This is a genomic window from Achromobacter sp. 413638, assembly GCF_043119405.1.
In the GTDB taxonomy this organism is placed as follows: Bacteria; Pseudomonadota; Gammaproteobacteria; order Burkholderiales; family Burkholderiaceae_B; genus Achromobacter.
In genome coordinates, this window is record NZ_JBICCO010000024.1 from 35,682 (window position 1) to 61,041 (window position 25,360).

Here is a 25,360-nt window from a genome sequence, read left to right on the forward strand (position 1 = left end):
GTGTCGGACTACAGCTGACCAGAGTATCACCGCCATGCCGCGTCGCGCTCCGGAGTTACCCCAGCCTTGACATTTATTGTCGCGGAGTCCCGCCAGCGCGCGGGCAAGCGGCGCGGCGCGGCGGCCACATGGCCCGCTCGCCACGCCGCCTGGACTACTCTATCGCCACCAGCTCCGCGCCTTCCGTGACCTGGTCGCCGATGGCGTAGAACACCTCGGCGACCTTGCCGTCGGCCGGCGCCGAGATGGTGTGCTCCATCTTCATGGCTTCCATGACCAGCAGCGGCTGGCCCTTCTCGACCGTGTCGCCGGCCTTGACGGCGATGGAGATGATCTTGCCCGGCATGGGCGCGGTCAGGCCGCCGCCGTGCTCGCCCTGCGTGTCCTGCGAGTGCGCCAGCGGATCGTACAGCTCCAGCGCGTGCGAACCGGCGTCGGTGAAGACGTAGGCGCGGTCGGCGTGCAGCGCCACGGTGCCGGCGCTTTCATGGCCGCCCAGCGTGACGCGCAGGGCAAAGGCGCCGCCGGCGTTGGCCTGCGCGCGCCACAGTAACGGTTGCGGGCCATCGCCGGCATCCAGGGTCCAGTCCTTGCCGTGGCGGGCGATGGCGACGCGGCGCGTTTCGCCGTTGTCCACCCATTGCAGCTCGCGGCGGTACTGGCCGCCCAGGCGCCAGCCGTCGCGCGCGTCCCAGGGATCGGCCGAGGCCTGCGCGGCCGCGCCGGGCTGGGCCAGGCCCTGGCGCGCCAGCACGGCGGCGCTGGCCAGCGCCAGCGCGTCGGCGCCGGCCGGTCGCGGCGCGGGCAGCAGGGTGTCGCGCTGGCGCTCGATCAGGCCGGTGTCCAGGTCGGCGGCGGCGAAGGCGCTGTCGCGCATCAGGCGCGACAGGAAGGCGACGTTGGTCTGCACGCCCACGGCCTGCGTCTGCGCCAGCGCCTGCAGCATGCGGGCGCGGGCCTGGTCGCGGTCGGCGCCGCGCACGATCAGCTTGGCGATCATGGGGTCGTAGAACGGCGTGATGGTGTCGCCCATGCGCACGCCGCCGTCCACGCGGATGTCGCCGTTGGCGAAGGCGGTGTGCGCGGGCAGGCCCAGGTAGGCCAGCGTGCCGATGGACGGCAGGAAGCCCTTTTCGGGGTTCTCGGCGTAGATGCGGGCCTCGATGGCATGGCCCTCGATGCGCAGGTCTTCCTGGCGCGCCGGCAGCGGCTGGCCGGCGGCCACGCGCAGCTGCCATTCGACCAGGTCGTGGCCGGTGATCATCTCGGTGACCGGATGCTCGACCTGCAGGCGCGTGTTCATTTCCATGAAGTAGAAGCGGCCGTCGGGCTCGGCGATGAATTCCACCGTGCCGGCGCCCACGTAGCCGACGGCGCGCGCGGCGGCCACGGCGGCCTCGCCCATGGCGCGGCGGCGTTCTTCGGTCATGCCGGGCGCGGGCGCTTCCTCGATGACCTTCTGGTGGCGGCGTTGCACCGAGCAGTCGCGCTCGAACAGGTAGACGCAGTTGCCCTGCGTGTCGGCGAAGACCTGGATCTCGATGTGGCGCGGCTTCTGCAGGTAGCGTTCGATCAGCACGCGGTCGTCGCCGAAGCTGGAGGCGGCCTCGCGCTGGCAGGAAGCCAGCGCGTCGAGGAAGGCGCCGGACGATTCGACCACGCGCATGCCCTTGCCGCCGCCGCCGGCGCTGGCCTTGATCAGCACCGGATAGCCGATGGCGTCGGCCTGCGTCTTGAGGAACTGCGGGTCCTGATTGTCGCCGTGGTAGCCGGGCACAAGCGGCACGCCGGCTTTTTCCATCAGCGACTTGGCGGCGGACTTGCTGCCCATGGCGGCGATGGCCGAGGCCGGCGGACCGACGAAGGCGATGCCGGCGTCGGTGGCGGCCTGGGCGAAGGCTTCGTTTTCCGACAGGAAGCCGTAGCCGGGGTGGATGGCCTGCGCGCCGGTGTCGCGCGCGGCCTGCAGGATGGCGTCGGCGCGCAGGTAGCTGGCGCGCGGCTCGGGGCCGCCGATGTGCACGGCCACGTCGCAGGCGGCGACGTGGCGCGCGTTGGCGTCGGCATCGGAATACACCGCGACGGTGCGGATGCCCAGGCGGCGGGCGGTGGCGGCCACGCGGCAGGCGATTTCGCCGCGGTTGGCAATCAGCAAAGTATCGAACATGGAGTTCATCCAGGCGGGATTGTTCTGGGGCTGCGCGAGGGGCGGCTGCGCCGCCCTACATCCGGAATACGCCGAAGCGCGTGTCTTCGATCGGGGCGTTGAGCGCGGCCGACAGCGCCAGGCCCAGCACGCGGCGCGTGTCGGCCGGGGCGATGATGCCGTCGTCCCACAGGCGCGCGGTGGCGTAGTACGGATGGCCTTCGCGCTCGTACTGCTCGCGGATGGGCGCCTTGAACGCGTCTTCCTCGGCCGCCGGCCAGTTGCCGCCGCGCGCCTCGATGCCGTCGCGCTTGACGGTGGCCAGCACGCTGGCGGCCTGCTCGCCGCCCATGACCGAGATGCGCGCGTTGGGCCACATGAACAGCATGCGCGGCGAATAGGCGCGGCCGCACATGCCGTAGTTGCCGGCGCCGAACGAGCCGCCGATCAGCACGGTGAACTTGGGCACGGCGGCGGTGGCCACGGCCGTCACCATCTTGGCGCCGTGACGCGCGATGCCTTCGTTCTCGTACTTGCGGCCGACCATGAAGCCGGTGATGTTCTGCAGGAACACCAGCGGGATCTTGCGCTGCGCGCACAGCTCGATGAAGTGCGCGCCCTTCTGCGCCGACTCCGAGAAGAGGATGCCGTTGTTGGCCACGATGCCCACCGGCATGCCCTGGATGTGGGCAAAGCCCGTGACCAGCGTGGGGCCGAAGCGGGCCTTGAACTCGTCGAATTCCGAGCCGTCGACGATGCGCGCGATGACCTCGCGCACGTCATAGGGCTTGCGGGTGTCGGCCGGGATGATGCCGTTCAGTTCGGACGGGTCGTAGCGCGGTTCGCGCACGGGCCGCAGCGCCAGCGGCTGCGGCTTTTGCAGGTTCAGCCGCGCGACGGCGTTGCGCGCCAGCTGCAGCGCGTGCATGTCGTTGGCGGCCAGGTGATCGACCACGCCGGACAGGCGCGTGTGCACGTCGCCGCCGCCCAGGTCTTCGGCGCTGACTTCCTCGCCGGTGGCGGCCTTCACCAGCGGCGGGCCGCCCAGGAAGATGGTGCCCTGGTTCTTGACGATGATGGACTCGTCGCTCATGGCGGGCACGTAGGCGCCGCCGGCGGTGCAGGACCCCATCACCACCGCGATCTGCGCGATGCCCTGGGCCGACAGGGTGGCCTGGTTGTAGAAGATGCGGCCGAAGTGGTCGCGGTCGGGGAAGACCTCGTCCTGGCGCGGCAGATTGGCGCCGCCGGAGTCGACCAGGTAGACGCAGGGCAGGCGGTTCTGCGCGGCGATCTCCTGCGCGCGCAGGTGCTTCTTGACCGTCATCGGGTAGTAAGTGCCGCCCTTGACCGTGGCGTCGTTGCACACGATCACGCATTCCGTGCCCGACACGCGGCCGATGCCGGTGATGACGCCGGCGCCCGGCGCCTCGCCTTCATACATGCCGTGCGCCGCCATCGGCGACAGTTCCAGGAAGGGGCTGCCCGGATCGATCAGCTGTTCGACGCGGTCGCGCGGCAGCAGCTTGCCGCGCGCCACGTGCTTGGCGCGCGCGGCCTCGTTGCCGCCCAGCGCGGTCCGCGCCAGCTGCTGGTTCAGGTCGTCCAGCTGCGCCTGCATGGCGCGGGCCTTGTCGGTGTAGTCCTGCGATCGCGTATTGATGCGGGATTCGATGATGGGCATGGGGTTCCACCCGTCCTGCTGGTTGGGATTTGAAGGCGCTCGGGGAGCGGTTTGTCTCGCCGCCCGGTGGTCCGGGCATGGTTGTCTGTGTCGCGCGGGGTGTGGCAAGGGACTGCGCGGATATCGTTGCGCCTCTGCGGGCCGTGGCGGCAGCAGGCGCAGCGGCATCCGTTTCCGGGGCGGGCGAGTAGCCCGCCCCGGAAAGCGGAGCGGGGTGCGGGATCAGACCATCTCGATGGCCATCGCCACGGCTTCGCCGCCGCCGATGCACAGCGTGGCCACGCCGCGCTTGCCGCCGGTCTTGCGCAGCGCGCCGACCAGGGTGGCCATCAGGCGGGCGCCCGAGGCGCCGATCGGGTGGCCCAGGGCGGTGGCGCCGCCGTGGACGTTGACCTTGTCATGCGGGAGCTTGAAGTCGGTCATGGCGGCCATGGTGACCACGGCGAAGGCTTCGTTGATCTCGTACAGGTCCACGTCCTCGGCCTTCCAGCCGGTCTTGGCGAACAGGTTCTTCAGCGCGCCCACGGGGGCGGTGGTGAACCAGTTCGGTTCCTGCGAGTGCTGGCTGTGGGCCACGATGCGGGCCAGCGGCTTGACGCCGAGTTTTTCGGCGGTGGACGCGCGCATCAGCACCATGGCGGCGGCGCCGTCGGAGATCGACGAGGAGTTGGCGGCGGTGACGGTGCCGTCCTTCTTGAAGGCGGGCTTCAGGGTGGGGATCTTTTCCGGCATGGCCTTGGTGGGGGCCTCGTCGGTGTCGATCACGGTGTCGCCCTTGCGGCCGGCCACGGTGACGGGGGCGATTTCCCACTTGAAGCTGCCGTCTTCCGAGGCGGCGCGGGCGCGGCGCAGCGATTCCAGCGAGAAGGCGTCCTGCTGCTCGCGCGTGAAGGAATACTTGGACGCGCAGTCCTCGGCGAACACGCCCATGGCCTTGCCCTTGTCGTAGGCGTCTTCCAGGCCGTCCAGCGCCATGTGGTCGTACACGGTGCTATGGCCGTAGCGGTAGCCCTGGCGGCCCTTGAGCATCAGGTAGGGGGCGTTGCTCATGCTTTCCTGGCCGCCGGCCACCACGATGGTGGCGCTGCCCGAGGCCAGCAGGTCGTGGCCGAACATCGCCGCCTTCAGGCCCGAGCCGCAGACCTTGTGGATGGTGGTGCAGGCCACGCCCAGCGGCAGGCCCGCGCCCAGCGCGGCCTGGCGGGCGGGCGCCTGGCCCTGGCCGGCCTGCAGCACGTTGCCCATGATGACTTCGTCGACCTGCTCGGGCTTGATGCCGGCGCGCTCGACGGCCGCCTTGATGGCGACCGAGCCGAGTTCGTGCGCGGCCAGGCCGGACAGGCTGCCCAGCATGCCGCCCATGGGCGTGCGGGCGACGGAAACGATAACGATGGGATCTGACATGGCTAGCTCCTGTGAGGTTCTGGTCAGCTCGGGGTTTGCGAGGCTGCGCCCGCCGCCGCGTGGGTGTCCGCGGCGTGTCGGGGGCGCAGTCGCCTGTCTGTATCGTAAGGGAAAAATTCCTCGATCCTGCCTTGCGCCACGTGCGCGCGGCAGGCCTGCCACCATTCCGGTTCGAGCAGCTCGGCGTGGTGGCGCATGAAGGCGGCGCGCACCCTTGCGTCGCCGAGTAGGAATCGTCCGAACTCCTCGGGGAACACGTCGTTCGGGCCGATGGCGTACCAGGGTTCCGACGACATTTCCGCCTCTTCGTTCGGGGCGGGCGGGATGCGGCGGAAATTCATTTCCGTCATGCGCTGGATTTCGTCGTAGTCATAGAACACGACGCGGCCCAGGCGCGTGACGCCGAAATTCTTGTACAGCATGTCGCCGGGGAAGATATTGGCCGCGGCCAGCTGCCGGATCGCGTCGCCGTACTCGCGCACCGCCGGCTCCAGCAGCGCGTCGGGCGCCTGCTGCAGGTACAGGTTCAGCGGCGTCATGCGGCGTTCGATGTAGACGTGGCGGATGACCACGGTGTCGGCGGTTTCCTCGATCAGCTCGGGCACCAGGCGGCGCAGCTCGTCCAGCAGGGCCGGCGCGAAGCGCGCGCGCGGCAGCGCCACCTGCGAGTATTCCCAGGTGTCGGCCATGCGGCCGACGCGGTCGTGCAGTTTCACCATCTGGTACTTGCGCCGCACGGTGGCGTGGTCCATGCCGTCCTTGTCGATGCGGTCCTTGATCAGCTTGAACACATAGGGATAGGACGGCAGCGTGAACACGCACATCACCATGCCCTTGATGCCGGGCGCGATGTCGAAGGCGTCGCGCGAATGCGCCAGATGGTGCAGGAAGTCGCGGTAGAACAGCGTCTTGCCCTGCTTCTGCAGCCCGATCATGGTGTACAGCTCGGCCTTGGGCTTGCGCGGCAGCAGCGTGGACAGGAAGTTGACCACGGCGGCCGGCGTTTCCATGTCCACCAGGAAATAGGCGCGCGTGAAGCTGAACAGCGTGCTCAGGTCGTCGGCGCCCAGCAGCAGCGCGTCCAGCGTCACCTGTCCGGCCGGGTTGCGCGTGAGCGCCACGGCGAAGGGGTAGACGGTGGTCTGGTTGATCAGCCGGCCTACGATGTAGGCGCCCTTGTTGCGGAAGAACAGCGAGCCCAGCGCATGGATCTGGCAATCGCTGGCGATGCGCCGGCCGACGTGGCGCGGCAGTTGCGCGCGCAGTTGCTTGACGGCGGCGCGGGCCAGCAGGCGCGTGTCGCGCGGCAGGTCCTCGAACGGCAGCGCCAGCCCGAAGTCGGCCACCATGCGGATCAGGCTTTTCTGCAGGCCGTCGGCCACCGGGTAATAGACCCGGTAGGACGGCATGCTGCTGTCCAGGTAGTCGGTGGCCACCGCCGGGCGCACGAACAGGAAATCGTTGTGGAAGTAGTCGCGGTGCAGGATGCGGCACGACACCGAGTTGAAGAAGGTCTCGGCGCACTCGGGCTGGCGGTGGTCCGCCAGCAGGCCGACGAATTCCTGCTTCACCTGCTGCCAGAACGCGGTCTGCGCATCGTCCAGCGCGGCGGACCTGCCGTCCGCGCCGCCGGCGCCGTTCGCGGTGGATTTGCCGTTGGCCGCGTCCGCGCCGTTCGGGCCCGTCGCGCCGCCGGGCCGGCCGCGCAGCGCGCCTTCGAGCTGCGCGGTGCATTCGCGCACGCGCATGTCGTAGTACTCGATGCGCTCGCGCGACAGGCGCTGGATGCCGTGCCAGTCGCCCGATTCATACAGCGACTTGGCGCGCTGCGCGCTGTAGCGGAACAGCGCGTAGTGGCGGTCGAAGCCGGCCAGGATGCGCTGGGCGACGTCGCGCGGCGAGGGCCCGGGAACGGGCGCCTGCTCGATGCGCTGGACGTCGGACATGCGGATCATGGCGGCACGCGGGCGGGGCGGTGGATCAGGCCGTTTCGGCGAACAGCTCGCGGCCGATCAGCATGCGGCGGATTTCGCTGGTGCCGGCGCCGATCTCGTAGAGCTTGGCGTCGCGCCACAGGCGGCCCACCGGGTATTCATTGATGTAGCCGTTGCCGCCCAGGATCTGCACGCCCTCGCCCGCCATCCAGGTGGCTTTCTCGGCCGTGTACAGGATCAACGCGGCGCAGTCCTTGCGCACCTGGCGCACGTGCTCGGCGCCCAGGCGGTCCAGGTTCTTGCCGACCTGGTAGCAGAACGCGCGGCTGGCCTGCAGCGTGGTGTACAGGTCGGCGACCTTGCCCTGGATCAGCTGGAATTCGCCGATGGCCTGGCCGAACTGCTTGCGGTCGTGGATATAGGGCACCACCACGTCCATCACGGCCTGCATGATGCCGACCGGGCCGCCGGACAGCACGGCGCGCTCGTAGTCCAGGCCGCTCATCAGCACCTTGACGCCGCCGTTGACCTGGCCCAGCACGTTTTCCTCGGGGATCTCGCAGTCCTGGAATACCAGCTCGCCGGTGTGGCTGCCGCGCATGCCCAGCTTGTCCAGCTTCTGCGCCACCGAGAAGCCCTTGAAACCCTTTTCCACCAGGAAGGCGGTGATGCCGCGCTGATGCGCCTCGGGATCGGTCTTGGCGTAGACCACCAGGGTGTCGGCGTCGGGGCCGTTGGTGATCCACATCTTGGTGCCGTTGAGCACGTAGCGGTCGCCCTTCTTGTCGGCGCGCAGCTTCATGCTGACCACGTCGGAGCCGGCGCCCGGCTCGCTCATCGCCAGCGCGCCGACGTGCTCGCCGGAAATCAGCTTGGGCAGATACTTGGCTTTCTGCGCGGCGGTGCCGTTGCGGTTGATCTGGTTCACGCACAGATTGGAGTGCGCGCCGTAGGACAGGCCGATCGAGGCGCTGGCGCGGGAGATTTCCTCCATCGCCACCATGTGGGCCAGGTAGCCCATGTTGGCGCCGCCGTATTCCTCGCCGACGGTCATGCCCAGCACGCCCAGGTCCCCGAACTTGCGCCACAGATCCATCGGGAACTGGTCGCTGCGGTCGACTTCGGCGGCGCGCGGGGCGATCTCGGCGGCCGCGAAAGTGCGCACCGCATCGCGCAGCATATCCAGGTCTTCGCCCAGGTCGAAGTTCAGTCCGGGAAGATTCATCGATGTCTCCGTGATAGTAGGTACTTACATGTTCTTGTAGGCGCCAACTACCGCGCCAGATCCGTCGCGTGCTCGCATCATGCGCCGAACCGTCGTCGCCGCGCAATGATGCACCGCAAATATTACGTTTACGTAAACGTAAATTAGATTGGGGTTTTCCCTAGGCAAATGATTGTGTGCCGGTCACGGTGTCTGAGTATTATCGGGCTCCTGTTTTATTTCGAAACATTGCAACGGAGTTGGCGGTGCCCGAACTATCGAACCTGGAAGACATCGTGGCGCTGCGGCGCGATCTGCACGCCCATCCGGAGCTGTGCTACGAAGAGCACCGCACCGCCCAGGTGGTGGCCGACACGCTGCGCGGCTGGGGCATCGAGGTCCATACCGGCATCGCCAAGACCGGCGTGGTCGGCGTGCTGCGCCAGGGCACGTCGGACTGCGCCATCATGCTGCGCGCCGACATGGACGCCCTGCCGATGCAGGAGGAAAACCAGTTCGAACACCGTTCGCGCCATGACGGCAAGATGCACGGCTGCGGCCATGACGGCCACACCGCCATGCTGTTGGCCGCGGCCCGCCACCTGCAGCAGCACGGCGGCTTCGACGGCACGGTGTACCTGTGCTTCCAGCCGGCCGAGGAAGGCGGCGCCGGCGCCCGCGCCATGATCCAGGACGGGCTGTTCGAGCGCTTCCCCTGCGAGGCCGTGTTCGGCATGCACAACTGGCCGGGCATGGAAGCCGGCACGTTCGGCGTCTGCGCCGGTCCCATGATGGCGGCGGCCAACGGCTTCAAGATCACCGTGCGCGGCAAGGGCGGCCACGCGTCCGCGCCGCAGGACTGCGCCGACCCCGTGCCCGCGCTGTTCGCCATCGGCCAGGCGTTCCAGACCATCCTGACCCGCAGCAAGCGCCCGCTGGACGCGGCCGTGCTGTCCATCACGCAGGTGCAGGCCGGCGGCAGCGTGATCAACGTGATTCCCGACAGCGCCTGGCTGGGCGGTTCGGTGCGCGCCTACAGCGATGAAGTGGTCGGCCTGATCGAGCGCCGCATGCACGAGATCTCCGGCAGCATCGCCGCCGCGCACGGCTGCGAGGCCGAGGTCTATTTCCAGCGCCGCTACCCGGCGCTGGTGAACACCGAGGCCGAGACGGCGTTCTGCCTGGAGGTGGCGCGCGAAGTGGCCGGCGAAGGCCGCGCCCGGATCATCGAGCCGGCCATGGCGTCCGAGGACTTCGCGTTCCTGCTGCAGGCCAAGCCCGGCTGCTACATATTCCTGGGCAACGGCGACGGCGATCACCGCCATGCCGGCCACGGCCTGGGCCCCTGCATGCTGCACAACGCCAGCTACGACTTCAACGACGCGCTGATCGCGCCGGGCGCGAGCTACTGGGTGCGGCTGGCGCAGCGCTATCTGGCGGCCTGATCCCGTTTCCGAATCCAGGGCGGCCGGCGCTACGCGCGCGGGCCGCCCGACCGATGTCTTACCCCGCTTTTCCCTAGTCTTACCCGCAGGTTGTTCTACCCGGTCCGTCGACCGGCACACGCTTTACTTCAACGCAGTGCTACGCAACATCATCAGGAAGATATGAAAAAGAAGACATTGCTGATCAAGGCCGCGGGGGCGGCCCTGGCAATCATGGCAAGCGGCGCAATGGCCCAGGATTGGCCCGCCAAGCCCGTCACGCTGGTCGTGCCCTACACCGCCGGCGGCAGCGCCGACGCGATCGGGCGCCGCCTGGGCGACGTGCTGCGCAAGGAATCGAACATCACCGTCATCGTCGAGAACAAGCCGGGCGCTGGCGCCTCGGTGGGCACCGACGTGGTGGCCCGGGCGCAGCCGGACGGCACCACCCTGCTGCTGGCCTCGACCAGCCCGCTGACGATCTACCCGCATCTGGCCAAGACCAACTACGACCCGCTGAAGGACCTGACGCCGCTGGCCAGCGTGGCCGTCGCTCCGGTCGCCATCGTCGCCACCAAGGCGCTGCCGGTGAAGGACTTCGCCGGCCTGATCGAATTCGCCAAGTCGCGTCCGGACGGCGTGCGCTACGGCACGCCGGGTCAGGGCACCGTGGCCCACATCGGCATGTCGGCGCTGACCGCGCAGACCGGCACCAAGATGCTGCACGTGCCGTATCGCGGCAACAGCCAGGCGCTGACCGACGGCCTGGGCGGCGTGGTCGAGCTGCTGGTGATCAACAGCGACGTGGTGCTGCCGCACGTGGCCAGCGGCGCGCTCAAGCCGCTGGCGGTGATGGCGCCGCAACGCCTGGCCGCCTGGCCGGACGTGCCCACCATGGCCGAACTGAAGCTGCCGCAGCTGCAGTACTACTCGAACTTCGGCGTGTTCGGCCCGGCCAAGCTGTCGCCGGCCGTGGTGCAGTCGGTGCAGGCCGCGCTGGCCAAGGCCACCGCCAGCGCCGACTTCAAGGACCTGCTGGCCAAGTCCTATCTGCAGCCGGGCACCGCCGCCGGCGATGCCTTCGTCAAGCAGGTGCAGGACGAGTACGCGAGCAACGCCCGCGTCATCAAGGAAGGTGGCATCAAGGCCGAGTGACGACCGGCGTTTCGCCAGGGGCCCCGCGCTGATCGCGGGCCCTGGCGATGCCGGCCCGCGCACGCTAACCCGAACGCGGGCCGAACATGATCACCAGCATGCCGGCCAGGCAGAGTCCCGCGCCGATCCAGTCGCTGGCGACCGGGCGCACGCCGTCGGCCAGCCACAGCCACAGCAGCGCCATGCTGATGTACACGCCGCCGTAGGCCGCGTAGACGCGGCCCGAGGCCTCGGGATGCAGCGTCAGCAACCAGGCGAACAGCGCCAGGCTGGCGGCGGCGGGCAGCAGCAGCCAGGCGGAATAGCCCTTGCGCAGCCACAGGTACGGCAGATAGCAGCCGATGATCTCGGCTAGCGCCGTCAGGACGAACAGCAGGAAGGTTTGCAGGACCGCCACGGCGCGTTCAGGACTTGTGCGCCAACAGGTCGCTGCATTGGCGTTCCTGTTCCGCGATCTCGCGCAGGGTGTCGTCGATGTCGCGCCGCTGCTGCTCCAGCATGGCGCGGTGCTGCGCGAGCACGCTCTGGTACTGGCGCAGCTGGACGTCGGTGTCGCCGGGGCCGTCGTACATGTCGATCAGGCTGCGGATTTCCGACAGTTGCAGGCCCAGCCGCTTGCCGCGCAGCGCCAGCTTCAACCGCGTGCGGTCACGCGGACCGAAGATGCGGTTGCGCCCCTCGCGCGCCGGGCTGACGATCCCCTGGTCTTCATAGAAGCGGATCGTGCGGGGCGTGACGTCGAACTCGCGGGCGAGTTCGGAGATGGTCCAGGTTGACGGGGACATGCGGCGGGTGGCGGGGGTGGGTAGTAGTGGTGGGTGGCAGTTTACGTAAACGTAAATTATGATGCCTTGACCCGATCGTCAAGCACGGAGCGCAAGGCAATGAATCCCAACGAGCACCAGCTGCAGTACCCATGGGGCGATGTCCAGCCCGAACCCGGCAAGGCCCAGGCGGTCGCCGACGGCGTGAAGTGGATCCGCATGCCGCTGCCGTTCGCGCTGGATCATATCAACCTGTGGCTGCTGCGCGACGAGCTCAACGGACGCCAGGGCTGGACCATCGTCGACTGCGGCATCGCCCGCGACGAGGTCAAGGCGCTGTGGGAGCGGGTGTTCGAGCAGGAACTGGACGGCCTGCCGGTGCTGCGCGTGCTGGTCACGCACATGCATCCCGACCACGTCGGCCTGGCGCACTGGCTGTGCGAGCGCTGGAACGCCGAGCTGTGGATGACCATGACGGATTTCATGGTGGCTTCGCTCTGGTCCTCGCGCCGGGGCGGCGACGGCGTGGGCCCCGGCGGCCAGTCGGCGGTGGACCATTTCGCGCGCCACGGACTGGTCGACCCGGCCTCGCAGGAACAGATCCGCCAGCGCGCCAATTACTATCCCGGCCTGGTGCCGGCCATGCCGACGCGCTACACGCGCATCCTGCACGGTGATCAGGTCCGTATCGGCGGCCGCGACTGGCGCGTCATCGTGGGCTACGGTCATGCGCCCGAGCATGCCTCGCTGTACGCGCCCGACCTGCGCGTGCTGATCTCCGGCGACATGGTGCTGCCGCGCATTTCCACCAACGTCAGCGTGTTCGACTACGAGCCCGACGCCAATCCGCTGCCGCTGTACCTGCGTTCGCTGGACGGCTACGCCGACCTGGCCGAGGACACGCTGGTGCTGCCCTCGCACGGCCGTCCGTTCAAGGGGCTGCATGCGCGCATCGCGCAGCAGCACGAGCATCACCGCGATCGCCTGGCCGAAGTGCTGGAGGCCTGTGCGCAGGGGCCGAAGTCCACGTCGGACATCGTGCCGGTGCTGTTCAAGCGCAAGCTGGACCTGCACCAGCTGACCTTTGCCATGGGCGAGGCCCTGGCGCACCTGCATGCGCTGTACTTCGAAGGCAAGCTAAAGCGCGCGCAGGACGCCGACGGCATCGTGCGCTTCACGGCGGCCTGATTGTCAGGCGTGGACGCGTCGCGCCTCAGCGCGACGCCGTCGCCAGCCGCAGCGCCAGTCCCACGAACACCAGCGCCGCGATCCGGTTCAGCCAGCGCCGCGCCGTCACCGAGCGCTGCAGCAGCTCGCCGAACGCGCCCGAGAAGAAGGCGATGGCGCCGAACACCAGCAGCGTGGCCAGCATGAACACCGCGCCCAGCTGCACCGTCTGCGGGCCGATGGGGCCCAGCGCGGGCGAGGTGAACTGCGGCAGGAAGGCGAAGAAGAACAGCAGCACCTTCGGATTGGTCAGGTTCATGATGATGCCGCGGCGGTACAGCGCGGCCGGCTTCTGCGGCTCGGGCCGCTGGCCTTGTTCCGGGCCGACCGGCGCGCGCAGGATCTGCCAGGCCAGATACAGCAGGTAGGCCGCGCCCGCCAGCTTGAGCGCGGTGAAGGCCATGGGCGAGGCGGCGAACACCGCCGCCAGTCCGATCGCCACGGCCATCGTATGCCCCAGGATGCCCGTGGCCAGCCCCAGCACCACGAACATGCCGGCTTTGCGGCCCCAGATGGCCGATTGCATCAGCACGAAAAGATTGTCCGGCCCCGGCGTCAGGGCCAGCAGTACGGCGATGCCGAAGAAGGCGATCAGGTTGTCCAGGGGCAGCATGGGAGTTCCGGCGGCAGGGTGTTGCCGGCCGTCATCGGCCGGAAGTGGCATGATACGGGCAAACCGCGAGACGGCGCGCCGGCATTCCGGCGCGCCGCCAGGGCCACGAACCGCGAACCATAAGCGCGGAGGACCGCCGGCGCGCAAGACGAACATCAGACAGGAGACACCGTGTCCACCGAAAGCCCCATCGCCGGCGATCAGCCGCTGGAAACCTGGCTGCGCGAGCGCCACAGCTGCCGCGCCTTCCTGCCCGAGCCGGTGCCGCGCGCCGTCATCGAGCGCATCCTGGCGCTGGCGCAGCGCACCGCGTCCTGGTGCAACTGTCAGCCCTGGCAGGTGGCGGTGACCGAGGGCGCAGCCACCGAGCGGTTGCGGCAGGCGCTGCTGGCGCGCGCCGAAGAGCCCGGCTTCACGCCGGACTTCCCCTTCCCCGCCGAGTACCGCGACGCCTATCTGGCGCGCCGCCGCGAGGCCGGTTTCCAGCTCTATGGCGCCGTGGGCGTGGCGCGCGGCGACCGCGAAGGCTACCGCCGCCAGGAACTGCGCAACTTCCAACTGTTCGACGCGCCGCACGTGGCGGTGATCAGCACCGATGCCGCGCTGGGCGAGTACGGCGCCATCGACTGCGGCGGCTATGTGGCCACCTTCCTGCTGGCGGCGCAGGCCAACGGCGTGGCCGCGGTGCCGCAGGCGTCCCTGGCCATGTATCCCGAGGTGCTGCGCGAGACGCTGGACATCGATCCGGCGCGTCGCGTGGTCTGCGGCATTTCCTTTGGTTATGAAGACACGGCCCATCCGGCCAACAGCTATCGCACCAGCCGCGCCACCTTGGACGAAGCGGTGACCTGGCTGTCGCGCTGACCATCGCGCTGAACACCGCGCGGCACGCCCGCGCGGTACTATTTTCCGACTGTCGCTTTCCGAACACCGAACCTCGCGAGCCTGCCTTGAAGACGCCCCATCCGCACATCGACACCGTCCTGCAGCATGCCGGCACGGCCCCGTTCAACCCCGCCACCGGCACCGCGCCGGTGCCGCTGCCGGCCATGCGCGCCAGCACCGTGCGCTTCCAGAACCTGGCCGCGCTGGAGAACGCGCAGCGCACCAAGGCCGCCGGCCAGCGCGCCACCACCTACGGCCGCATGGGCATGGACACGCATGCCGCGCTGGAAGAGGTCTTCGCGCAGCTGGAAGGCGGCACGCATTGCTACCTGGCCTCGTCGGGTCTGTCGGCCATGACGATGGTGATGCTGGCGCTGTGCTCGGCCGGCGATCACGCGCTGATCTCGGACTGCGTGTACGGCCCGATGCGCGAGCTGGACGACGCCGTGCTCAAGCGCCTGAACATCGACATCACGTACTTCTCGGCCGACGACGCGCTGGACGAGCTGGTGCGTCCGAACACGCGCCTGCTCTACGTGGAATCGCCGGGCTCGCTGCTGTTCGAGATGCTGGACATGGGTGCGATGGCGGCCTTCGCGCAGCGCCACGGTCTGGTGCTGGCCACCGACAACACCTGGGGCTCGGGCTATATCTATCGTCCGCTGATGCTGGGCGCGCAGGTGTCGGTGATCGCCGGCACCAAGTACGTGGGCGGCCACTCCGACCTGATGCTGGGCGCGGTGGTGACCAACGATGAAGAGATCGCGCGCAAGCTCAACCGCACGCAGTACGCGATGGGCTATTCCATCAGCGCCGACGACGCCTGGCTGGCGCTGCGCGGCGTGCGCACCATGCCGATCCGCATGGCCCAGCATGCGCGCAACGCCTTGCAGGTCTGCGAATTCTTCAAGAGCCGGCCCGAGACCGTGCGCCTGTTCCATCCCGCCTGGCCGGAGGATCCCGGCCATGCGCTGTGGCAGCGCGACTGCACCGGCTCGAACGGCATGCTGTCGGTGGAGCTGCGCCTGTCGCCCGAGAACGCGCGCAAGTTCGTCGACGCGCTGACGCTGTTCGGCATCGGCTTTTCCTGGGGCGGCTACGAGAGCCTGGTGCAGCTGGTCTCGCCCAAGGACCTGTCCAAGCACCGTTATTGGGGCGAGGGCCAGAACGCGCTGGTGCGGCTGCACATCGGCCTGGAATCGACCGAGGACGTGATCGCGGATCTGGCGCAGGCGCTGGATCAGGCGAAGTAGGACTGGTCTGAAATCGGGTGCCTGTGAACGGCGCCCATGAAAAATGCCCCCGGGTTCCCGGGGGCATTTTTCATTCCCGCGCCCTGTCGGGCGCAGCCTGGCGCGCTCAGTTGCCGCGGGCCATCGGGATCAGGCGCGTCACTTCCTTCAGCGCGCCTTCGTAGCTGTTGCCAGCCATGACCGGCGAGGTCATGAACTTGCCGCCCACGGCGAAGGACGGCGTGCCGTCGATGCGATAGGCGTCGGCCAGCTGGTTGGCGCGCTGCACCTGGGTCTGGACGCTGAACGAATCGAACACGGAATCGAACTTGGCTCGGTCCACGCCTTGCGCGGCGGCCCATTCGCCCATGGCCTTCTTGTCGATCAGGCGCTTGTGCTCGCCATGGATGGCGGTGAAGACCTTGGCGTGCAGGTCGGGGCGTTCCAGCGCGATCAGCGTGAAGTACAGCTGCTGCAGCGGCTTCATGCCGGCGTTGAAGGCGATCGGCACCTGCTTGAGCACCACGTCGGGCGGGGCGGTCTTGGCCCAGTCTTCGACCAGCGGTTCCATGGCGGCGCAGTGCGGGCAGGTGTAGGCGAAGAATTCCAGCACTTCGATCTTGCCCGGGGTGTCCGACGGCAGCGGCGGGTTGATCGCCTGGTATTGCTGGGCGCCGCCCTGGGCGTGGCTCGCCGGGCTGAGGAAGGCCGTCGCGGTGAGGGCGGCGGCGGCCATAAGGCGGATGAGCTTTTGGGACAGCATGGGTATGAGGTTCCTGGAGAAAACGTTACAGACAGGCCCAAGGCCGGATTAGTTCAATGCGGCCATTCACTGCCGCACCACCGCGGTTTCGATCTTGTTCTCGCCCAGGCGCCCGCGCGCCCGGTTCATGTCGTCCAGGCGGGCATACGGCCCCACGCGGACGCGGTTCAGCGCCTTGCCGTTGACTTCGGCCTTCTGCACCGACACCGGCAGGCCCAGCAGGATGATGCGGGCCTTGAGCGATTCGGCGTCGTCGGCGCTGCGGAAGGCGCCGGCCTGCAGATAGTAGGAGCCGTTGGCCGATGCCGAGGCGGACGCCGATGCCGCCGGCGCGCTGGCCTTGGGCGCCGGGGCTGGCGTCGGCGCGACCTTGGCGATCGGCGTGGGCAGCGGATTGGGCGCGGCGGGAGTTGGCGCCACGGCCGCGGCGGCCGGCTTGTTGTTGGAGGTCGGCAACGTGGCGATCAGCGCGCCCAGGTCGTCGGACTTGGACGGCGGCGTATCGGCGCCGGCCGTGCCGGTGCCGGGCAGCGGCGCCGGCGTGGTCGCGGTGGGTCCGCTGGGCGGCGTGCCCGCCGCGCCGTCGCGTCCGTACAGGCCGGCGTTGGGATCCGGCGCCTGGCGCGGGTCTGGCAGCTTGCCGGCGTCGCGGCTGGCGCGGTCCACGAAGGGCACCGGCGCCTTGGTCACGTAGAACGCCACCACCGCGGCGACGATGAGGCCGATCAGCAGGCCGGCAAGCGCCCCGTACAGGGTGCTGCCGCTTTCGCCCGACCGGCCGGAGGATTTGCGCTTGGTCGCCATGTGCCGATGTTACATCCGCTCCGGCGCCGACACGCCCATCAGCTCCAGGCCGTTGGCCAGCACCTGGCGGGTGGTGGCGGCCAGGCGCAGGCGCGCCAGCTTCAGGGCGGTGTCGTCGACCAGCACGCGCTCGGCGTTGTACCAGGCGTGGAAGTCGGACGCGCAATCGCGCAGCCAGAAGGCGATGTGGTGCGGCGACAGATCCTGGGCGGCCAGGGCCACCACTTGCGGGAACTCGGCCAGGCGCTGCATCAGCGCGAATTCGGTGGGCGCGGTCAGCAGCGCGGCGTCGGCGCGGGCCACGTCGTCGGCCGGCATGCCGGCGTTGGCGATCACCGAGCAGATGCGGGCGTGCGCGTACTGGATGTAGTAGACGGGGTTCTCGTCGCTCTTGGACAACGCCAGGTCCACGTCGAACACGAACTCGGTGTCGGCGCGGCGCTGGATCAGGAAGTAGCGCACAGCGTCGCGGCCGACCCAGTCGATCAGGTCGCGCATGGTGACGTAGCTGCCGGCGCGCTTGGAGATCTTGACCTCTTCGCCGCCGCGCATGACCTTGACCATCTTGTGCAGCACGTAGGACGGGTAGTCCTTCGGGATGCCCTCTCCCAGCGCCTGCAGGCCGGCGCGCACGCGCGCCACGGTGCCGTGGTGGTCGCTGCCCTGGATGTTCACGGCGCGGTGGAAACCGCGTTCCCACTTGGCCTTGTGATAGGCCACGTCGGGCACGAAGTAGGTGTAGCCGCCCTCGCTCTTGCGCATGACGCGGTCTTTGTCGTCGCCGGTGCCCAGTTCGGTGGTGCGCAACCACAGCGCGCCGCCGTCTTCGTAGGTGTGGCCGCCGGCGATCAGCGCCTTCACCGTGGCCTCGACGCGGCCGGAGGTGTAGAGCGAGCTTTCCAGGTAGTAGTTGTCGAACGCCAGGCCGAAGGCCTGCAGGTCCAGGTCCTGTTCGCGGCGCAGGTAGGCCACGGCGAAGGCGCGGATGTCGTCCAGGTTGGCGATGTCGCCGCTGGCGGTGACGGGCGCGCCGTCGGAGGCCTGCAGCGTCTTGCCGGCCTGGAAGTCGCGGGCGATGTCGCTGATGTAGTCGCCCTTGTAGCCGTCGGCCGGCCATTCGGGCGAATCCGGCGTCAGGCCGCGGGCGCGGGCCTGCACGCTGATGGCCAGGTTCTCGATCTGGTTGCCGGCGTCGTTGTAATAGAACTCGCGGGTCACGTCCCAGCCGCTGGCGTCGTACAGGCGGCAGAGGGCGTCGCCCAGCGCGGCCTGGCGGGCATGGCCCACGTGCAGCGGGCCGGTGGGGTTGGCGGACACGAACTCGACCAGGATCTTCTCGCCCGTGCGCGGCGCGTGGCCATAGGAGGCGCCCTGCTCGGCCACCGTCGCGATGACGGCCTGGCGCGCGGCGGGGGTGACGCGCAGGTTGATGAAGCCGGGGCCGGCGATCTCGGCGCTCTCGACCAGGGCGCGGGCGTCGGGCTGCGCCATCAGCGCGTCGACGATGGCCTGGGCCAGCTCGCGCGGATTGCGCTTGGCCGGCTTGGCCAGCTGCATGGCCACATTGGTGGCGACGTCGCCGTGGGCGGCGACCTTGGGGCGCTCCAGCAGCACGTTGGGCTGGGCGTCGGGCAGGCTTTGCGCGACGGCGGCCTGGATCAGGGAAATGAGTTGTTTCTGTTGCTCGAGGAGCATGGGCGTCCGGAGTAGTTCGGTAGGAGTGGCGCAGGCGGCCGGGCCGGGCGGGCCGGGGGCGTCCAGGGATGCGCGGCGCGTCGGCGCCGGATTCGTGGCTGCCGCAGGTCCTGCTGTCACGGGAATCCCCTGAATCATAGTTGATTTGGCGGCCGGACCGGCGCTTGCCGGGGGCGGGCCGGCCCATGCAGGCATGCCGCGGCGTTTCTGGCGGCGCGTTCAAAGCGCCAATGAAATCAAGGCGCTAGGCCAGGCACCGGATGGCCGGTGGCATCCGGGGCGGGGTTGCGGTAGTGTTATGGAGTCCCACCCTATCCCGGAGACAGGAATATGCTGATCACTTTTCATTCCAAGGTCGTGGCCGAAGTGCTGATGTTGACCGACCACGCCGGCGCGCTGCTGCAGGCTGCGGGCAAGTCCTTCGGGGACAAGATTCCGGAACGCGGCGTGTTCACCGCGGACCAGCTCGGTCCGGCCATCCAGGGCATCGAGCGCGCCATCGCCGACTACCAGAAGAGCGGCCATGATGACGACGAGGACGAGGACAAGCAGCCGGTGGCGCCGATGGCGCGCGCCGTGGGCCTGAAGGAACGCGCCTTTCCGCTGCTGGACATGATGCGCCAGTCGCAGGCCGCCGGCGCCGAAGTCACCTGGGAAGTGTCGCGCGGCTGGTAGCAATGTCGCCGGGCGGACAATCTGTCCGGCGATTTTTGCCTACGCTTGCCGGCTGACGCCACATCAAGGAATTCTGCCCATGCGCAGCGACATCACCATCGTTTTCGACACCCGGCGCTCGCTGGACCTGAACGCCACCGTCGAGCCTTCGCCGCAGCGCCAGAGCGACGCGCGCGACTGGTTCGACAGCGCCTGGGAAACCCTGGGCTGCGAGCCGCTGCGCCCCAGCGGCAAGGTCCTGCTGCTGGACAAGGTGCTGGGCGTGGCCGACGCGCTGGGCTATGACGTGCTCTCCACCGACGAGAAGGAAGCGCGCGAGTTCGCCGAACACCTGGCCCTGGCGCTGGAGCGCCCGCGCATCACCGTGGACCTGCCCGGCCTGACGGTCGGTTACTGATCCGCCTGTCCGCCCCGCAACGGGGCGGACGTTCGTGACGCGGCGGGGTGGGCCCCGCCGCGACCCGATTTTCTGGCCGGGCCTCGCGCCCGCCGACCCGCCGGGGCATCGCCCGCATCTGGCGTTTCCTTTCCGCATGCCACCTGGCCCGACCGTGCCGCGGGCGGCGACGTCACGCGCCGCCTTTCCCAGCTAGGGTATTTCCCAGGCCGCACACGCCTGGCTTCGAGCTATAGTCAGTTGGAATTCAGGTGGGATCCCAGAAGGATTCCAATGGGAACATGAACATTGAACTGACCGACCCCTCTGTCGAAAACGCGGCTACCGGCTGTGATGGCCCGGCGCTGAGCGTGTCCGAACGGACCTACCAGGCCCTGCTCGACCGCATCGCGGCGCGCCAGATCGGCCCGGGCGAAGTGCTGGAAGAGCGCCGCCTGGCCGAAGAACTGAACGTGTCGCGCACGCCCATGCGGGCCGCGCTGAACCGGCTGCTGGGCGAAGGCATCCTCAAGCGCCTGTCCAATGGCTCCGTGGTGGTCCATGCCTTCGGCGTGACCGAATTGCTGGAGCTGCTGCAGATCCGCCAGCTGCTGGAAGGCCAGGCCGCCGCCATGGCGGCCGGCCGGATTCCCGGCGACAAGCTGGCCGCCGTCAAGGCGCGGCTGGAAGACGTGATGCGCTACAGCGCGGCCGGGGGCGAATCGACCTGGACCGCGGACAACGAGGTGCACGAGCTGGTGGCCGCCTATTGCGGCAACAAGTCCATGGCCGCGATGATCGCCGACGCGCGCCGGCGCGCGCGCCTGTGCAACGTCGAGCGCCTGTCGCAGCGCGCGGTGCAGGCGCGGGCCGAGCATCTGGCCATCGTGCAGGCGCTGCAGGCCGGCGACGCCGAACAGGCGCGCGCGACCATGACGGCGCACCTGGGCGCCGTGCGGCGCGCGTTCGCGCGCACGCTGGGGTATCTGCCGCATGAAGACTGACGCCGCGCGCCTGGCGCGTTGCATCGTCGCCGAACCGCTGACATCGCAGGCCTTCGCCGAATTCGGCGAAGTGGTGGAGCATGCCGGCAATGAACGCCGCAGGCATCTGGCCCTGCCCTACGCGCACTCGGCGCCGGCCGCGCGCACGGCCATCTGGGTCAGCCGGGTGGATGGCGCCATACCCCAGCCCTGCCCGGTGCTGCTGCTGGAACGTCATCCGTATTCCTCGCAGACCTTCATCCCGCTGGACAACACCCCCTATCTCGTCGTCGTGGCGCCGGACGACGCGCAGGGCGAGCCGGACCTGGAACGGCTGCGCGCCTTCGTCGCCAGCGGCAGCCAGGGCGTGTGCTATCGGACTGGCGTCTGGCACCAGGGCCTGTCGGCGCTGCGCGCGCCGGCCCAGTTCGCCGTGACCATGACCTTGACCGGCGCCGGCGACGACGATGTGTTCTGGAAGGTGCCGAACAGCGTCTCCATCGCCATCGACTGCACCCTGCCCGCATCCCGCCCTGCGCGTTGATCCCGTCATCTCAAGATCTGCTCAAGGACTCGCTCACGCTCATGCAACCTGATCATCCCCACCTGCGGCGCGACTTCGTCGGCTACGGATCCGACCTGCCCCACGCGCGATGGCCCGGCGACGCCCGCATCGCGCTGAACCTCTGCGTCAACTACGAAGAAGGCGGCGAGCTGTCCGTGCCGGACGGCGACGAGGCCTCGGAATCGGCGCTGACCGAAGGCGGGGGCGGCGGCTTCGCCGGCCGCGACCTGGCGGCCGAATCCATGTTCGAGTACGGCAGCCGCGTCGGCTTCTGGCGCGTCGCGCGGCTGCTGCAAGCGCGCGGCATGCCGGCCACCATCTTCGGTTGCGGGCTGGCGCTGGAACGCAACCCGCAGGTCTGCGCCGCCATCCGCGACGCCGGCTGGGACGTGTGCGCGCACGGCTGGCGCTGGGAGCGCCACCAGACGCTGACCGAGGCCGAAGAGCGCGAGCGCATCCGCCGCACCGTCGCCTCGATCGAGGCCTCGGTCGGCGCGCGTCCGTTGGGCTGGTATTGCCGCTACGGTCCCAGCGTCAACACGCGCATGCTGGTGGCCGAGGAAGGCGGCTTCCTGTACGACTCCGACGCCTACAACGACGAGCTGCCCTACTACGTGCAGGTGGATGGCCGCCCGCATCTGGTGCTGCCCTATGGCCTGGCCAACAACGACGCCAAGTTCATCCGCGGCGGCATGGCCACGGGCCAGGATTTCTTTGAATACCTGAAGGACGCGTTCGACATGCTGTACCGCGAAGGCGCGCAGCGGCCCCGCATGATGTCGGTGGGCCTGCATCTGCGGCTGGTGGGTCATCCCGGCCGCGCGGCGGGCCTGGAACGTTTTCTGGATCATGTGGCGCGCCAGTCCGGCGTATGGGTCTGCGGCCGCGCCGACATCGCGCGCCACTGGCTGGCCACGCATCCGCCGCGCTAGGGGCGCGCGCGGCAGGCAAGGGCGCGGAACATCGAGCGCATCGACTCGGCGCAGCAAACGGGTCGACGCGAGGCATCGAAAGCATAGGCAAGACGAATCATCACAACGAGGAGAAAAGCATGAACCTGTGGGTCCAAAGCAAGCTCGGGTTGTTTGCCGGCATTCTGGCGCTCGCCACCGTCGCGCCTTCCGCCGCGCTTGCCCAGCAGGGCTACCCCGACAAGCCCATCCGGTTGGTCACGCCCTTCCCGCCAGGCGGCGCGGCCGACACGCTGGCGCGCGCGCTGGCCAAGAGCCTGAGCGAAGCCCATGGGGCCACCGTGGTGGTCGAGAACCGCGCCGGCGCGGGCGGCACCATCGGCACGGCGTCGGTGGCCAAGGCCGCGCCCGACGGCTACACGCTGCTGCTGGGCAACGTCTCCACGCTGGCGACCGCGCCCAGCCTGTACACCAAGCTCACCTATGATCCGCTGAAGGACTTCACGCCGCTTACGCTGGTGGGCCGCAGCCCGCTAGTCTTCGCCGTGAACCCGGGCGTCAAGGCCAACAACCTGAAAGAACTGATCGCCGCCGCCACGGCGCAGCCCGGCGCGCTGGACTATGGCTCGTCGGGCGCAGGCAGCATCACGCACCTGACGGGCGAGCTGCTCAACGTCAACACCAAGGGCGCGATGGTGCACGTGCCGTACAAGGGCAGCGCGCCCGTGGTCATGGCGATGGTGTCGGGCGAGCTGGACATGGGCGTGACCCAGGTGGCCGAGATGCTGCAGCAATACCGCGCCAAGCAGGTGCGCGCGCTGGCCATCACCGGCAACCAACGCCTGTCGGCCATTCCCGAGGTGCCCACGGCCGCTGAGGCAGGCGTGACGGGCCTGGACGCCACCACCTGGTACGCGGTCGTCGCGCCCCAGGGCCTGCCGCAGCCGGTCATCGACAAGCTGCAGCCCATGCTCGTGAAGGCGCTGGACAATCCCGACATGAAAAAGCGCTTCGCCGAGGAAGGGCTGATCCTGGAATCCTCGACGCCCGAGGCGCTCCAGGACCTGATGCGCAGCGACATCCCGAAGTGGGCCGAGGTAGTCAAGCGCGCCGGCGTGAAACTAGACTAAAGCCCACCCACCCGCAGCACTGCGCCTGCCTTTATCTGGGCCGCACGGAGCCGGCTTTGCCGGTCCGTAGCGGCGCCCCCTTGAGGGGGAGCGCGCAGCGCTCGGGGTGGGCCTACCTAATTCCCGCACGCATGAACGACTGCACGAACTGGCGCTGGAACAGCAGGAACGCAATCAGCAGCGGGGCGGCGGACATCAGCGTGGCGGCCGTGATGACGGACCAGTCGATGCCCTGGTCGGTCGACGAGAACACCTGCAGTCCCACGGTCAGCGGGCGCGATTCCACCGAGTTGGTGATGATCAGCGGCCACAGGAAGTTGTTCCAGTGGTGGCTGACCGACACCAGCCCGTAGGCCACGTAGATCGGCTTGGCCAGCGGCACATAGACCTTCATCAGCACCTGCAGCGCGTTGGCGCCTTCCATGCGCGCGGCCTCTTCCAGTTCGCGCGGCACTGTCTTGAAGGTCTGGCGCAGGAGGAAGATGCCGAAGGCCGAGGCGAAGTACGGCAGGCCGATGGCGAACACCGTGTCGCGTATGCCCAGTTGGCTCATCGAGCGGTAGTTCTCGACCAGCAGCACGTCCGGCATGATCATCAGCTGCAGCAGCACCAGCATGAAGACAAAGTCGCGGCCACGGAACTCGAAACGCGCGAAGGCGTAGCCGGCCAGCGTGGACAGCACCAGCTGCGCGGCCAGCACCATCGTGACCAGCAGGAAGGTGTTGAGGAAGTAGCGCGGGAAAGGCGCCGCATTCCACGCGCGCACGAAGTTGTCCAGCGTCAGCGGCGCGAACAGGTCGAAGCGGGTCGCGTAGGCCGGCGGATGGAAGGCGGCCCACATGGCGTAGGCCAGCGGCAGGATCCACAGCAGGCCCAGCGCCCAGGCGCCCAGGGTGTCTAGCTTGTCTTTCATTGGTAGTGCGTCCTGCGGTCCAGCCAGCGGAACTTGATCAGCGCGGTCAGCGCCAGCACCACCAGCAGCACCACGGTCAGCGTGGCGGCGTAGGCGGTGTCCCAGAAGCTGAAACCCACCTGGTAGATGTAGTACAGCAGCAGCGTACTGGCGTTGTCGGGCCCGCCCTTGGTCATCACGACCACGTGGTCGACCAGGCGGAAGGCGTTGATCAGCGCATTGATCAGCACGAACAGCGTGGTGGGCATGAGCAGCGGCCACAGCACGCGCCGGAAATACTGCCAGCGCGACGCGCCTTCCAGCATGGCCGCCTCGCGCAGCGACGGCGACACCGTCTGCAGCGCGGCCAGGTAGAAGATCATGAAGAAGCCCGCCTCCTTCCACACCGTGACCAGCATCAGCGCCGGCAGCGCCGTGGCGCGGTCGCCCAGCCAGTTGGGGCCGGGCGCGCCGAACAGCTGCATCACCTGGGCGATCAGGCCGTACTGCGGCGTGTAGAAGAACAGCCAGATGTTGGCCACCGCCACCATGGGCAGCACCGTCGGCGTGAAGTAGGCCATGCGCAGGAAACCGCGCCCCGCGAGGTTGCGGTTGACCCAGAGCGCCATGATCAGCGCGATGCCGATCGAGGTGGGAATGGTGCCCAGCGCGAACCACAGGTTGTTCCACAGCGATTGCCAGAACACCGGGTCGTCGCGCATGACCGCGTAGTTGTCCAGCCCGACATAGCGGGCCGGACGCGCGCCCTTGGGCGTGGAGTAGAAGCTGTGCCAAAGCGTCGCCAGCGCCGGGTAGTGCGTGAACGCGGCGAGCAGCACGACGGCTGGCAGCAGTAGCAGCCAGCCGTAAAGCGCATTCAAAGAGCGGCTCATC

General features: G+C 68.8%; 24 protein-coding genes. 11 read left to right on the forward strand and 13 right to left on the reverse strand.

Annotated features, from left to right (window positions below; translation table 11 throughout):
* Positions 1-154: 154 nt before the first annotated feature.
* The 5 genes from ACEU5R_RS12175 to ACEU5R_RS12195 all read right to left on the reverse strand — a co-directional run bounded on the left by ACEU5R_RS12175 (position 155) and on the right by ACEU5R_RS12195 (position 8,393).
* Complete coding sequence (locus ACEU5R_RS12175; RefSeq protein ID WP_392410384.1) at positions 155-2,167, reverse strand: acetyl/propionyl/methylcrotonyl-CoA carboxylase subunit alpha; 2,013 nt, start codon at positions 2,165-2,167, stop codon at positions 155-157.
* A gap of 55 nt (positions 2,168-2,222) precedes the next feature.
* A complete protein-coding gene (locus ACEU5R_RS12180) occupies positions 2,223-3,830 on the reverse strand; it encodes a carboxyl transferase domain-containing protein (protein ID WP_392410386.1) in 1,608 nt (535 codons plus the stop codon).
* Between the two features lie 222 nt (positions 3,831-4,052).
* The gene (locus tag ACEU5R_RS12185) at positions 4,053-5,234 is read right to left on the reverse strand and encodes an acetyl-CoA C-acetyltransferase (RefSeq protein ID WP_103271919.1); all 1,182 of its coding nucleotides are present in this window, start codon (positions 5,232-5,234) and stop codon (positions 4,053-4,055) included.
* A gap of 23 nt (positions 5,235-5,257) precedes the next feature.
* The gene (aceK, locus tag ACEU5R_RS12190) at positions 5,258-7,189 is read right to left on the reverse strand and encodes a bifunctional isocitrate dehydrogenase kinase/phosphatase (protein WP_392410389.1); all 1,932 of its coding nucleotides are present in this window, start codon (positions 7,187-7,189) and stop codon (positions 5,258-5,260) included.
* A 25-nt stretch (positions 7,190-7,214) separates the two neighbouring features.
* Positions 7,215-8,393 (reverse strand): isovaleryl-CoA dehydrogenase, encoded by a 1,179-nt coding sequence (locus ACEU5R_RS12195; protein WP_103271921.1) that lies wholly within the window; start codon positions 8,391-8,393, stop codon positions 7,215-7,217.
* A gap of 245 nt (positions 8,394-8,638) precedes the next feature.
* On the opposite strand from ACEU5R_RS12195, the gene ACEU5R_RS12200 reads away from it, so the two are divergent.
* Complete coding sequence (locus tag ACEU5R_RS12200) at positions 8,639-9,817, forward strand: M20 aminoacylase family protein (RefSeq protein WP_392410392.1); 1,179 nt, start codon at positions 8,639-8,641, stop codon at positions 9,815-9,817.
* Between the two features lie 162 nt (positions 9,818-9,979).
* Positions 9,980-10,951, forward strand: a complete 972-nt coding sequence (locus ACEU5R_RS12205; RefSeq protein WP_103271922.1) for a tripartite tricarboxylate transporter substrate binding protein — start codon at positions 9,980-9,982, stop codon at positions 10,949-10,951.
* Positions 10,952-11,015: 64 nt separating this feature from the next.
* On the opposite strand, the gene ACEU5R_RS12210 is transcribed toward ACEU5R_RS12205, so the two are convergent.
* Together ACEU5R_RS12210 and ACEU5R_RS12215 are read right to left on the reverse strand one after the other, a co-directional pair.
* Positions 11,016-11,348, reverse strand: a complete 333-nt coding sequence (locus ACEU5R_RS12210; protein ID WP_103271923.1) for a YnfA family protein — start codon at positions 11,346-11,348, stop codon at positions 11,016-11,018.
* A gap of 7 nt (positions 11,349-11,355) precedes the next feature.
* Positions 11,356-11,736, reverse strand: coding sequence for a MerR family DNA-binding transcriptional regulator (locus tag ACEU5R_RS12215; RefSeq protein ID WP_392410396.1), 381 nt, complete (start codon positions 11,734-11,736; stop codon positions 11,356-11,358).
* 99 nt (positions 11,737-11,835) lie between these two features.
* Between ACEU5R_RS12215 and ACEU5R_RS12220 the strand changes: the two genes are divergently transcribed.
* Positions 11,836-12,903 carry an MBL fold metallo-hydrolase gene (locus tag ACEU5R_RS12220; RefSeq protein ID WP_392410399.1) on the forward strand — a complete coding sequence of 356 codons (1,068 nt, stop codon included), beginning with the start codon at positions 11,836-11,838 and terminating at the stop codon, positions 12,901-12,903.
* Between the two features lie 25 nt (positions 12,904-12,928).
* Here the strand turns inward: ACEU5R_RS12220 and ACEU5R_RS12225 are convergent, their stop codons facing one another.
* On the reverse strand, positions 12,929-13,555 hold the full coding sequence (locus tag ACEU5R_RS12225) for a LysE family translocator (RefSeq protein WP_103271926.1): 627 nt from the start codon (positions 13,553-13,555) through the stop codon (positions 12,929-12,931).
* Between the two features lie 171 nt (positions 13,556-13,726).
* Here ACEU5R_RS12225 and ACEU5R_RS12230 point away from each other — a divergent pair, with 171 nt between their 5' ends.
* Together ACEU5R_RS12230 and metC are read left to right on the forward strand one after the other, a co-directional pair.
* A complete protein-coding gene (locus ACEU5R_RS12230; protein ID WP_392410402.1) occupies positions 13,727-14,419 on the forward strand; it encodes a nitroreductase in 693 nt (230 codons plus the stop codon).
* Positions 14,420-14,505: 86 nt separating this feature from the next.
* Positions 14,506-15,693, forward strand: a complete 1,188-nt coding sequence (gene metC / locus ACEU5R_RS12235) for a cystathionine beta-lyase (protein ID WP_392410405.1) — start codon at positions 14,506-14,508, stop codon at positions 15,691-15,693.
* Between the two features lie 106 nt (positions 15,694-15,799).
* Here the strand turns inward: metC and ACEU5R_RS12240 are convergent, their stop codons facing one another.
* From ACEU5R_RS12240 to argS, 3 genes are all read right to left on the reverse strand, one after another.
* Positions 15,800-16,435 (reverse strand): thiol:disulfide interchange protein DsbA/DsbL, encoded by a 636-nt coding sequence (locus tag ACEU5R_RS12240; protein WP_392410407.1) that lies wholly within the window; start codon positions 16,433-16,435, stop codon positions 15,800-15,802.
* Positions 16,436-16,501: 66 nt separating this feature from the next.
* Entirely contained in the window at positions 16,502-17,239 is a 738-nt protein-coding gene (locus ACEU5R_RS12245; protein ID WP_103271930.1) for an SPOR domain-containing protein, read from the reverse strand.
* Between the two features lie 9 nt (positions 17,240-17,248).
* The gene (gene argS / locus ACEU5R_RS12250) at positions 17,249-18,934 is read right to left on the reverse strand and encodes an arginine--tRNA ligase (RefSeq protein WP_392410409.1); all 1,686 of its coding nucleotides are present in this window, start codon (positions 18,932-18,934) and stop codon (positions 17,249-17,251) included.
* Positions 18,935-19,264: 330 nt separating this feature from the next.
* On the opposite strand from argS, the gene ACEU5R_RS12255 reads away from it, so the two are divergent.
* The 6 genes from ACEU5R_RS12255 (at position 19,265) to ACEU5R_RS12280 (ending at position 23,574) form a co-directional block, all read left to right on the forward strand.
* Positions 19,265-19,609 (forward strand): DUF1840 domain-containing protein, encoded by a 345-nt coding sequence (locus ACEU5R_RS12255; protein WP_392410411.1) that lies wholly within the window; start codon positions 19,265-19,267, stop codon positions 19,607-19,609.
* Between the two features lie 79 nt (positions 19,610-19,688).
* Entirely contained in the window at positions 19,689-20,006 is a 318-nt protein-coding gene (locus tag ACEU5R_RS12260) for a hypothetical protein (RefSeq protein ID WP_103271933.1), read from the forward strand.
* Positions 20,007-20,287: 281 nt separating this feature from the next.
* Complete coding sequence (locus ACEU5R_RS12265; protein ID WP_392410413.1) at positions 20,288-20,989, forward strand: GntR family transcriptional regulator; 702 nt, start codon at positions 20,288-20,290, stop codon at positions 20,987-20,989.
* Positions 20,979-21,512: an ureidoglycolate lyase gene (locus tag ACEU5R_RS12270; protein WP_103271934.1), complete on the forward strand. Its 534-nt coding sequence runs from the start codon at positions 20,979-20,981 to the stop codon at positions 21,510-21,512. Before ACEU5R_RS12265 ends, ACEU5R_RS12270 begins: the two co-directional genes overlap by 11 nt.
* A gap of 41 nt (positions 21,513-21,553) precedes the next feature.
* A complete protein-coding gene (locus ACEU5R_RS12275) occupies positions 21,554-22,465 on the forward strand; it encodes an allantoinase PuuE (protein WP_392410416.1) in 912 nt (303 codons plus the stop codon).
* A 119-nt stretch (positions 22,466-22,584) separates the two neighbouring features.
* Complete coding sequence (locus ACEU5R_RS12280; RefSeq protein WP_392410418.1) at positions 22,585-23,574, forward strand: Bug family tripartite tricarboxylate transporter substrate binding protein; 990 nt, start codon at positions 22,585-22,587, stop codon at positions 23,572-23,574.
* A gap of 112 nt (positions 23,575-23,686) precedes the next feature.
* On the opposite strand, the gene ACEU5R_RS12285 is transcribed toward ACEU5R_RS12280, so the two are convergent.
* Complete coding sequence (locus ACEU5R_RS12285; RefSeq protein WP_103271937.1) at positions 23,687-24,487, reverse strand: carbohydrate ABC transporter permease; 801 nt, start codon at positions 24,485-24,487, stop codon at positions 23,687-23,689.
* Positions 24,484-25,359, reverse strand: a complete 876-nt coding sequence (locus tag ACEU5R_RS12290; protein ID WP_103271938.1) for a carbohydrate ABC transporter permease — start codon at positions 25,357-25,359, stop codon at positions 24,484-24,486. The genes ACEU5R_RS12285 and ACEU5R_RS12290 overlap by 4 nt, the downstream gene beginning before the upstream one ends.
* Position 25,360: the final 1 nt, after the last annotated feature.

Excerpts from the sequence above, each read along its gene's own strand:
- ACEU5R_RS12175 (WP_392410384.1), bottom strand. The coding sequence starts at position 2,167 with ATGTTCGATACTTTGCTGATTGCCAACCGCGGCGAAATCGCCTGCCGC.
- ACEU5R_RS12180 (WP_392410386.1), bottom strand. The coding sequence starts at position 3,830 with ATGCCCATCATCGAATCCCGCATCAATACGCGATCGCAGGACTACACC.
- ACEU5R_RS12185 (WP_103271919.1), bottom strand. The coding sequence starts at position 5,234 with ATGTCAGATCCCATCGTTATCGTTTCCGTCGCCCGCACGCCCATGGGC.
- aceK (WP_392410389.1), bottom strand. The coding sequence starts at position 7,189 with ATGATCCGCATGTCCGACGTCCAGCGCATCGAGCAGGCGCCCGTTCCC.
- ACEU5R_RS12195 (WP_103271921.1), bottom strand. The coding sequence starts at position 8,393 with ATGAATCTTCCCGGACTGAACTTCGACCTGGGCGAAGACCTGGATATG.
- ACEU5R_RS12205 (WP_103271922.1), top strand. The coding sequence starts at position 9,980 with ATGAAAAAGAAGACATTGCTGATCAAGGCCGCGGGGGCGGCCCTGGCA.
- ACEU5R_RS12215 (WP_392410396.1), bottom strand. The coding sequence starts at position 11,736 with ATGTCCCCGTCAACCTGGACCATCTCCGAACTCGCCCGCGAGTTCGAC.
- ACEU5R_RS12220 (WP_392410399.1), top strand. The coding sequence starts at position 11,836 with ATGAATCCCAACGAGCACCAGCTGCAGTACCCATGGGGCGATGTCCAG.
- ACEU5R_RS12225 (WP_103271926.1), bottom strand. The coding sequence starts at position 13,555 with ATGCTGCCCCTGGACAACCTGATCGCCTTCTTCGGCATCGCCGTACTG.
- ACEU5R_RS12240 (WP_392410407.1), bottom strand. The coding sequence starts at position 16,435 with ATGCTGTCCCAAAAGCTCATCCGCCTTATGGCCGCCGCCGCCCTCACC.
- ACEU5R_RS12245 (WP_103271930.1), bottom strand. The coding sequence starts at position 17,239 with ATGGCGACCAAGCGCAAATCCTCCGGCCGGTCGGGCGAAAGCGGCAGC.
- argS (WP_392410409.1), bottom strand. The coding sequence starts at position 18,934 with ATGCTCCTCGAGCAACAGAAACAACTCATTTCCCTGATCCAGGCCGCC.
- ACEU5R_RS12255 (WP_392410411.1), top strand. The coding sequence starts at position 19,265 with ATGCTGATCACTTTTCATTCCAAGGTCGTGGCCGAAGTGCTGATGTTG.
- ACEU5R_RS12260 (WP_103271933.1), top strand. The coding sequence starts at position 19,689 with ATGCGCAGCGACATCACCATCGTTTTCGACACCCGGCGCTCGCTGGAC.
- ACEU5R_RS12265 (WP_392410413.1), top strand. The coding sequence starts at position 20,288 with ATGAACATTGAACTGACCGACCCCTCTGTCGAAAACGCGGCTACCGGC.
- ACEU5R_RS12270 (WP_103271934.1), top strand. The coding sequence starts at position 20,979 with ATGAAGACTGACGCCGCGCGCCTGGCGCGTTGCATCGTCGCCGAACCG.
- ACEU5R_RS12275 (WP_392410416.1), top strand. The coding sequence starts at position 21,554 with ATGCAACCTGATCATCCCCACCTGCGGCGCGACTTCGTCGGCTACGGA.
- ACEU5R_RS12280 (WP_392410418.1), top strand. The coding sequence starts at position 22,585 with ATGAACCTGTGGGTCCAAAGCAAGCTCGGGTTGTTTGCCGGCATTCTG.
- ACEU5R_RS12285 (WP_103271937.1), bottom strand. The coding sequence starts at position 24,487 with ATGAAAGACAAGCTAGACACCCTGGGCGCCTGGGCGCTGGGCCTGCTG.
- ACEU5R_RS12290 (WP_103271938.1), bottom strand. The coding sequence starts at position 25,359 with ATGAGCCGCTCTTTGAATGCGCTTTACGGCTGGCTGCTACTGCTGCCA.